At 65.2% G+C, this 8,575-nt stretch carries 8 protein-coding genes and 1 pseudogene; 6 read left to right on the top strand and 3 right to left on the bottom strand.

From position 1 onward, the window contains the following. Positions 1 to 251: 251 nt before the first annotated feature. On the bottom strand, positions 252 to 1,187 hold the full coding sequence (locus tag ACLQI9_RS02195) for an enoyl-CoA hydratase (RefSeq protein ID WP_442383791.1): 936 nt from the start codon (positions 1,185 to 1,187) through the stop codon (positions 252 to 254). A gap of 117 nt (positions 1,188 to 1,304) precedes the next feature. Between ACLQI9_RS02195 and ACLQI9_RS02190 the strand changes: the two genes are divergently transcribed. Both ACLQI9_RS02190 and ACLQI9_RS02185 read left to right on the top strand, forming a co-directional pair. Beyond that, positions 1,305 to 1,469: a hypothetical protein gene (locus ACLQI9_RS02190; protein ID WP_442383789.1), complete on the top strand. Its 165-nt coding sequence runs from the start codon at positions 1,305 to 1,307 to the stop codon at positions 1,467 to 1,469. Beyond that, entirely contained in the window at positions 1,470 to 2,936 is a 1,467-nt protein-coding gene (locus tag ACLQI9_RS02185) for an alpha,alpha-trehalose-phosphate synthase (UDP-forming) (protein ID WP_442383787.1), read from the top strand. Positions 2,937 to 3,163: 227 nt separating this feature from the next. Here the strand turns inward: ACLQI9_RS02185 and ACLQI9_RS02180 are convergent, their stop codons facing one another. Together ACLQI9_RS02180 and ACLQI9_RS02175 are read right to left on the bottom strand one after the other, a co-directional pair. Further along, positions 3,164 to 4,075 (bottom strand): 3-oxoacyl-ACP reductase, encoded by a 912-nt coding sequence (locus tag ACLQI9_RS02180; protein ID WP_442383785.1) that lies wholly within the window; start codon positions 4,073 to 4,075, stop codon positions 3,164 to 3,166. A gap of 13 nt (positions 4,076 to 4,088) precedes the next feature. Further along, the gene (locus ACLQI9_RS02175) at positions 4,089 to 4,280 is read right to left on the bottom strand and encodes a ferredoxin (protein ID WP_442383797.1); all 192 of its coding nucleotides are present in this window, start codon (positions 4,278 to 4,280) and stop codon (positions 4,089 to 4,091) included. A gap of 180 nt (positions 4,281 to 4,460) precedes the next feature. Here ACLQI9_RS02175 and ACLQI9_RS02170 point away from each other — a divergent pair, with 180 nt between their 5' ends. The 4 genes and pseudogenes from ACLQI9_RS02170 to ACLQI9_RS02155 all read left to right on the top strand — a co-directional run. After that, positions 4,461 to 5,642, top strand: coding sequence for an acyl-CoA dehydrogenase (locus tag ACLQI9_RS02170; protein WP_442383795.1), 1,182 nt, complete (start codon positions 4,461 to 4,463; stop codon positions 5,640 to 5,642). A 22-nt stretch (positions 5,643 to 5,664) separates the two neighbouring features. Then, positions 5,665 to 6,762 carry an acyl-CoA dehydrogenase family protein gene (locus ACLQI9_RS02165; RefSeq protein WP_442383783.1) on the top strand — a complete coding sequence of 366 codons (1,098 nt, stop codon included), beginning with the start codon at positions 5,665 to 5,667 and terminating at the stop codon, positions 6,760 to 6,762. Positions 6,763 to 6,764: 2 nt separating this feature from the next. Continuing rightward, positions 6,765 to 8,273 (top strand): long-chain-fatty-acid--CoA ligase FadD17, encoded by a 1,509-nt coding sequence (gene fadD17, locus ACLQI9_RS02160; RefSeq protein ID WP_442383781.1) that lies wholly within the window; start codon positions 6,765 to 6,767, stop codon positions 8,271 to 8,273. A 4-nt stretch (positions 8,274 to 8,277) separates the two neighbouring features. Continuing rightward, a pseudogene (locus ACLQI9_RS02155) lies at positions 8,278 to 8,575 on the top strand (hypothetical protein); the annotation flags it as partial.

Here is an 8,575-nt window from a genome sequence, read left to right as displayed (position 1 = left end):
GGACCCCAACGCAAAGCACCGCCCACGCGGGCACCAGCAAACCAGGCCACCAATCAGTTGTCGCGGGCATCCGGCACATGAGGCAACGAATACCGTCGCGGGCATATTGACATGAGGCAACAGGCGGATGCCCGTTTGCCCGCCTACGAGCGAAAACTCATCTCGTCGGTACGAAGAAATCGCTCTGAGGCGGGCACAACACATATCCCCTCCGCAGCGAGGCTGCTGTGACATATGCGACCGACGGCGGACTAGGGCGTATCGCGGCGGGCCACTTTCGACGGCTTCGCCGTGCGCCAGTCCTCGACATCGGGCGGCAGTCCGATCGGGTACCTGTTCTCGTTGTGCGCCGCCCAGTGCGCATGCCCGAGTTCGTGAATGTGGAACGCGTGGCGCAACGCCTCGGTGAAACCCATCGCATCCGATGCCGCGTTCACCGAATCCTTGATCAACAGCGCCGCCATCGTAGGCCGCTCGGCAATGCGGCGCGCGAACTCCAAGGTCTTGTCCTCGAGTTCGTCGAGCGGGAAGACCTTGGACACCATGCCGAGTCGGTAGGCCTCGTCAGCGTCCAGCGAATCACCGGTCAGCAATAGCTCTTTGGCTTTGCGCGGGCCGAATTCCCAAGGATGCGCGTAATATTCGACACCGGGCATGCCCATGCGGACACCGACCACGTCGCTGAACTTCGCATTGTCGGCGGCGACGATCAGATCACAGGCCCAGATCAGCATCAAACCCGCGGAGATCGCGTTGCCCTGTACCTGGGCGATAGTGATCTTACGCAAATCGCGCCAACGGCAGGTGTTTTGGAAGAAGTAGTGCCACTCCTGAAGGTACGTCTTCTCCGCGACCGGATCGCGGGTGGCGCCGTTGATCCGAAAGCTCGGCAGCTGCCCGGGTCCGGGTGCCCGCTCCGCCAATGCCAACTCTGAACCCAGGTCGTGACCCGCAGAGAAATTCCGGCCGCGCGCGGCCAAGATCACCACGCGAACGTCGTCGTCGGCCTCGGCGCGCAAAAACGCCTCGTCGAGTTGAACCAGCAGGCCGCGGCACTGAGCATTGTGCGCCTCCGGCCGGTTCAACCAGACCCGGGCGATGCGGCCTTCGTCGAGCGTCTCGTAGGCCACCAGCTCTTCGGGCTGCGCGTCCACCGCGTTGGTGCCCACCTCGTTGGGGACTGCCATTCGCCACCTCACTCGCCTCAGTTGGGTGCTTACACATTACGGCCAGCCCATAACGCGCGCGTCGGCGGGTTGCTACGCCCGCTGCGGGCGAATACGCACTTCGCATACAGTTATGGCATGCCCGCTAAATCTGATAACCACGAAATCGAAGATGTGGCACCGCTGACTGACAGCACCGCAAGCCAAGCCAGGCGCGTAGTAGCGGCCTACGCGAACGACGCCGACGAATGCCGCATCTTCTTGTCGATGCTCGGTATCGGGCCGGCGAAAATCGGGGTGTAAATGCCCCCCGCGGGAGGCCAGCGCTCAAAGGTATCTGCCGCCGGGGAGTCCGACTTCGTGGTGGTCGCCAACCGGCTGCCGATCGACATGGAGCGGCTGCCCGACGGGAGCACCACGTGGAAGCGCAGCCCCGGCGGGTTGGTTACGGCCCTGGAGCCGCTGCTTCGCCGCCGTCAAGGCGCCTGGGTCGGGTGGCCGGGGATTGTCGACGCCGACGAGGAGCCCATCGAAGCGGAGGACCTGCGGCTTCACCCGGTGCGTCTGTCCGCCGACGATGTCGCCGAGTACTACGAGGGATTCTCAAACGCCACGCTGTGGCCGCTCTATCACGACGTCATCGTCAAACCGATCTACCACCGGCAATGGTGGGACCGCTACGTCGACGTCAACCGCCGATTCGCCGAGGCCGCTTCACGCGCCGCCGCCCGGGGGGCCACCGTCTGGGTGCAGGATTACCAGTTGCAGCTGGTTCCCAAAATGCTGCGCGAATTGCGGCCCGACCTGACCATCGGCTTCTTTCTGCACATCCCTTTCCCCCCGGTCGAGCTGTTCATGCAGTTGCCCTGGCGCACCGAGATCGTGGAAGGACTACTGGGCGCCGACCTGGTGGGATTCCATCTGACCGGAGGCGCCCAGAACTTCCTGATTCTGTCGCGACGCCTGGTCGGCGCGAACACCTCCCGCGGCACGGTCGGCGTGCGATCGCGTTTCGGCGAGGTCGAGGTCGACGGGCGCACCACTCGCGTGGGCGCCTTTCCCATCTCCATCGATTCCAGCGAACTCGATCAGAAAGGCCGTGACCGCAACATCCGTAAGCGGGCCAGGGAGATCCGGGCCGAGGTCGGCAATCCCCGCAAGGTTCTGCTCGGCGTCGACCGGCTGGACTACACCAAAGGCATCGACGTGCGGCTCCAGGCCTTTGCCGAGCTGCTCGCGGAGGGCCGAGTCAAAGGTAACGACACCGTGCTGGTCCAGCTCGCCACGCCCAGCCGTGAGCGGGTCGAGAGCTACCAGAAGCTGCGCGAGGATATCGAGCGCCAGGTCGGCCATATCAACGGCGAATACGGCGAAGTCGGCCATCCGGTGGTGCATTATCTGCACCGCGCGGTCCCCCGGGACGAACTCGTCGCGTTCTTCGTGGCCAGTGATGTCATGTTGGTCACCCCGCTGCGGGACGGGATGAACCTGGTGGCCAAGGAGTATGTCGCTTGCCGCAGCGACCTCGGCGGCGCCCTGGTACTCAGCGAATTCACGGGTGCCGCAGCCGAACTCCGGCAGGCCTACCTGGTCAATCCGCATGACACCGAAGGCGTCAAAGACGCGATCGAGGCAGCGCTGAACCAAACGGACGAAGAGGGCCGGCGCCGGATGCGGGCGTTGCGACGCCAGGTACTCGTCCACGACGTCGACCGTTGGGCCCGATCGTTTCTAGACGCACTGGCCGAGGCACATCCACACAACGGCTGAATCGGTGGGGTGGCCGCAGGTGCGCTGCAATACTCTTCTACACCTAGCCGGAAGGGGGCGCGAAAGATGAGTACCTCCCGCGGCCTTACCGCCGCCGCCTGTCAAAGAACGGCAAAATTAGACAAATGTTTGTAGTTTTCCCTGGTCGGAGCCATTGTGATGTAGTTCATTCTGCAACGTGTTCTAGTCCGTATGGAACGATGCGGAGCGTCTCGTCTTCCGGAGTATTACTCCATTAACCCGGTCGCCGCGAAGTTCCGTTCCGGGTCCCGTCCAGCAAAGTATTCCTCCAGGGTCGCGCTGAGCTCTTGCGCGTCCCACGCCTGCGCGTCCGAGGTGAAGCGATGCTCGACGCTGGGCGCCGACACCAGCATCACTTGTGGGCCGTAAACGATAAAAACCTGGCCGTTGACGGCACTGGCCGCAGGGGATGCGAGGAAGCCCACCAGGGTGACGACGTGCTCGGGCGAGAGCGGGTCGATCTCGCCGTCGCCGGGCTCGGGGGCCGCCCCGAAGACATCGGCGGTCATCGCGGTCCTGGCCCGCGGGCAGATCGCGTTTGCGCAAACTCCGTAGCGGCCCAGCGCCCGGGCCGCCGTCAGGGTCAGCGCGGTGATGCCGGCCTTGGCGGCGCCGTAGTTGGCCTGCCCCACCGGCCCCACCAACCCCGCCTCCGACGAGGTGTTCACGATGCGGCCGTAGACCGATCCCTGCCCCTCCTTGGCCTTCGACCGCCAATAGGTGGCCGCGTTGCGGGTCAGCAGAAAATGGCCGCGCAGGTGCACGGCGATCACCGCGTCCCACTCGTCGTCGGACATGTTGAACAGCATCCGGTCGCGGGTGATACCGGCGTTGTTCACCACGATGCTCAAGCCCCCGAGCCCGTCGGCGCAGCTGACCAGCTCGTCGGCGGTCGCGCGTTGACTGACGTCGCCGGTGACCGCGACCGCCTTGGAGCCGGCGGCGGTGATCTCGTCGATGACGTCGGAGGCATCCAGCGCGGCCGCGATGTCGTTGACCACGACAGTGGCGCCGGCACGGGCCAAGCCGATCGCTTCGGCGCGGCCCAACCCTGCGGCCGCACCGGTCACCACCGCGACCTTTCCGGACAGATCGGTCGCTTTCGTGCCGCTAGTCAATTTATGAATACCTCTAGTCTTCCCGCAGCAGTGCCGCCCGCGGGCATTCGGCGATCGCCTGTTCGGCCAGCGCCTCCCGGTCGGCGGGAATCGGGTCGGTCTTCACCACCGCGTAGTCCTCGTCATCGAGGTCGAAGATATCCGGCGCGATTCCCAGGCACACCGCGTTGCCTTCGCAGCGGTCGTGGTCGACTATCACCCGCACGACATCCTCCTTGAACATGGGCTGTGACTACGTATGACCCACCATACGACCAGCTGCGAGCGTGTTCGGCGTGACGGTCGCTGGACCCTCAGACTAGAACGTGTTACAACCAGGATGGCGAATGGGTAGCCGTTGATGCAGGCTGCCGCGCAATTCACCTACGACTGGAGGGTGGCCGCAATGCGCATCAGTTATACCCCTGAGCAGGAGGAGCTGCGTCGCGAACTGCGGTCGTACTTCGAGAAGCTGATCACCCCGGAACGCCGCGAAGCGTTGAGCTCGACGTCAGGTGAGGTCGGTGAAGGCAACGTCTACCGCGAGACGGTCGCACAGATGGGTAAGGACGGGTGGCTCACCCTGAACTGGCCCAAGGAGTACGGCGGTCAGGACCGCTCAGCGATGGACTCGCTGATCTTCACCGACGAGGCCGCGATCGCCGGCGCACCCGTGCCGTTCCTGACCATCAACAGCGTCGCGCCGACCATCATGGCCTTCGGTACCGAGGAGCAGAAGAAGTTCTACCTGCCCAAGATCGCTTCCGGGGACCTGCACTTCTCGATCGGCTACTCCGAGCCCGGCGCCGGCACCGACCTGGCCAACCTGCGGACCACCGCACTGCGCGACGGCGACGACTACGTGGTCAACGGCCAGAAGATGTGGACCAGCCTGATCCAGTACGCCGACTACGTCTGGCTGGCGGTCCGCACCAACACCGAAGCCAAGAAGCACCGCGGCATTTCGATGTTGATCGTGCCAACCAGCTCTGAGGGTTTCTCCTGGACGCCGGTGCACACCATGGCGGGCGTGGACACCAGCGCCACCTATTACCAGGACGTCCGCGTCCCGGTCGCCAATCGGGTCGGTGAGGAGAATGGCGGCTGGAAGCTGGTCACCAACCAGCTCAACCACGAGCGCGTCGCGCTGGTATCGCCGATGCCGATCATCATGGCGCTCAACCAGGTACGGGACTGGGCGCAGAACACCAAGGACGCCGGGGGCGCCCGGCTCATCGATTCGGAATGGGTGCAGCTCAACCTGGCCCGGGTACACGCCAAGGTCGAGGTCCTCAAGCTGATCAACTGGGAGCTCGCGTCGTCGGACTCCGCCACGCCGTCGCCCGCGGATGCCTCCGCGGCCAAGGTGTTCGGCACCGAGCTGGCCACCGAGGCCTATCGCCTGCTGATGGAGGTGCTGGGCACCGCCGCGACCGTGCGTCAGGATTCCCCCGGAGCGTTGCTGCGCGGCCGAGTCGAGCGGATGCACCGGGCTTGCTTGATCCTGACCTTCGGCGGCGGCACCAACGAAGTGCAGCGCGACATCATCGGAATGGTGGCGTTGGGCCTGCCCCGAGCCAACCGCTAACGCAGAAGGATTCTCAAAGATCATGGACTTTTCGACCACCGAAGCCGCGAAAGATCTCGGCGATCTCGTCAACACGATCGTCGATTCGGTGTGCACGCCAGAGCATCAACGGCAACTCGACGGTCTGGAGCAACGCTTCGACCGCCAGCTGTGGAGCAAGCTCATCGACGCCGACATCCTCTCCACCGCAACGCCGGAGTCGTTGGGCGGAGGCGGTTTTGGCGTGCTCGAACAGATCGCCGTACTCGTCGGTCTCGGCCGGCAACTTGCGGCCGTCCCCTACCTGGACTCCGTCGTTCTGGCGGCGGGCGCCCTGGCCCGGTTCGGTTCATCGGAACTTCAGAAGGATTGGGGCGAGCCCGCTGTCAGCGGCGCCAAGATCCTCACGGTCGCGCTGGACGGCGAGATCGGCGACGGGCCGGTGCAGGCCGCGCGTTCCGGCGACGGCTACCGCCTGTCCGGAACCCGCACCCAGATCAGCTACGGGCCGGTCGCCGACGCGGTCCTGGTGCCGGCCGAAACCGATTCCGGTACAACCATTTTCCTGATTGCCACCAGCGATCCGGGGGTCTCGGTGACGGCGCTGGAGACCACCGGGCTGGGCAGCATCGGACACCTCCGACTGGACGGGGTCGAGGTACCTGGCCAACGGGTGGTCGGCGGCGAGGATGTAGTCAGCTGGATCGCGACGCTGGATATTCTGGGCCGCAGCGCCTTTCAGCTCGGCGTACTCGACCGTGGTCTGCAGTTGACCGCCGAATACGCCTGCACTCGTGAGCAGTTCGACCGCCCGATCGGCAGCTTCCAGGCAGTAGGGCAACGGCTGGCGGACGGCTACATCGACGTCAAGGGGTTGCGGCTGACTTTGATACAGGCGGCGTGGCGGCTCAGCGAGGATCTGCCGGCTGACAACGAGGTGGCCACCGCAGCCTTCTGGGCAGCCGATGCCGGACACCGCGTGGCCCACACCATCGTTCACGTGCACGGCGGTGTCGGCATCGACACCGACCATCCGGTGCATCGCTACTTCCTGGCCGCCAAGCAGACCGAGTTCGCACTCGGCGGGGCTACGGCAGCGCTGCTGCGCATCGGTCGTGAACTGGCCGACACCCCGGCATAGTTGTGACTGACGGCCTCCCCACCGTCGTCGACCTGCTGCGACCGCTTGTCGATGTCGAGGATCGGGGCGTCTACTTCGAGGATTCGTTCGTCAGCTGGCGTAATCATCTCCGGCACGGCGGTGCGCTGGCGGCAACGCTGCGCGAGCGGCTCGACCCGGCCCGGCCGCCACACGTCGGAGTGCTGCTGGAGAACACGCCGTTCTTCTCCGCGGTCTTAGTCGCAGCGGGGATGTCGGACATTGTCCCGGTGGGTCTGAACCCGGTGCGCCGTGGCGACGCGCTTGCCCGAGACATCGACCATGCCGACTGTCAGCTGGTGTTCGCTGACTCGAATTCTGCGGCGACACTTGGCGATATCGACCACATCAAAGTCGACTCCACCGAATGGGCCGACGAGGTGGCCGCGCACCAGGATGCCGAGGTGCACTTCCAGTCCGCCCAGCCCGACGACCTGTTCATGCTGATCTTCACCTCGGGCACCAGCGGCGATCCCAAAGCGGTCATGTGCAGCCACGGCAAGGTGGGCATCGCCGGCGTGACGATGACCGACAGGTTCAGTCTCGGCCCCGACGATGTCTGCTATGCGTCGATGCCGCTGTTCCACTCCAACGCTGTGCTGGTGGGGTGGGCGGTGTCATTAGCCTGCCGCGGCTCAATGGTGTTGCGGCGCAAGTTCTCTGCGTCTGGATTTTTGCCAGACATCCGCCGCTACGGCGCCACCTACGCCAACTACGTCGGCAAGCCGTTGTCCTATGTGCTCGCCACGCCTGAGCGTCCGGACGACGCCGACAATCCGCTGCGTGCGGTCTACGGCAATGAGGGAGCATCGGGCGACATCGAGCGTTTCGCTGACAGGTTCGGCTGCGTCGTCATCGACGGCTTCGGCTCGACAGAGGGCGGGGTGGCAATCAGCCGCACACCGGATACCCCGGCGGGCGCACTTGGTCTGCTGCCCGAAGGCCTCGAGATCCGCGATGTCGACACCGGTCAGCCCTGTCCGGTTGGCGTGGTCGGCGAGCTGGTAAATGCCGGCGGCCCAGGTCGTTTCGAGGGGTACTACAACGACGCCGAGGCCAATGCGCAACGCATGGCAGACGGCGTCTATCACAGCGGCGACTTGGCCTACCGCGACGAGGCCGGCTACGCGTATTTCGCCGGCCGGCTTGGTGACTGGCTGCGTGTCGACGGGGAAAACCTGGGGACCGCGCCCATCGAGCGGGTGCTGCTGCGCCATCCGGACGTGACCGAGGTGGCGGTGTATGCGGTGCCGGATCCGGCCGTCGGCGATCAGGTGATGGCCGCGCTGGTGATGATGCCCGGCGCCGAGTTCGAAGTGGACACATTCCGCGCGTTCCTCGCCGAGCAGACCGACCTGGGGCCCAAGCAGTGGCCGTCGTACGTTCGGGTCGGCACAACCCTGCCGCGCACCGCGACGTTCAAGGTGCTCAAGCGGCAGTTGTCGGCCGAGGGCCTCGACTGCGCCGATCCGGTCTGGCCGATCCGCCATTAACACCGTGAAGCGCGCGCTTGAAACCAGTTTTGCAGAGCTGTCCGGGGGCGTCCCCGCGACGATTGGCGTAGCGATCGCTGCTGTCGACGGAACGTGCCTGGCGTCGTACGGCACGTGGTCGGCCGGCGTAGCATGGTCGACGATCAAGGTGCCGTTGGCAATTGCGGCCATGCGTGCAGGGGTGGATAGCGGCGAGCTTGCCGCTCAGACGATTACGCAATCCGACAATACCGCCGCCGAGGAGCTGTGGTCGCGGCTCGGGGACCCGGCCCAGGCGGCACAGCAGGTGCAAACTGTCATCC

This window comes from Mycobacterium sp., from assembly GCF_052143115.1.
Taxonomy (GTDB): domain Bacteria; phylum Actinomycetota; class Actinomycetes; order Mycobacteriales; family Mycobacteriaceae; genus Mycobacterium.
Note: the sequence above shows the minus strand (reverse complement) of the source record. Positions and strands in the feature narration are given on the sequence as shown.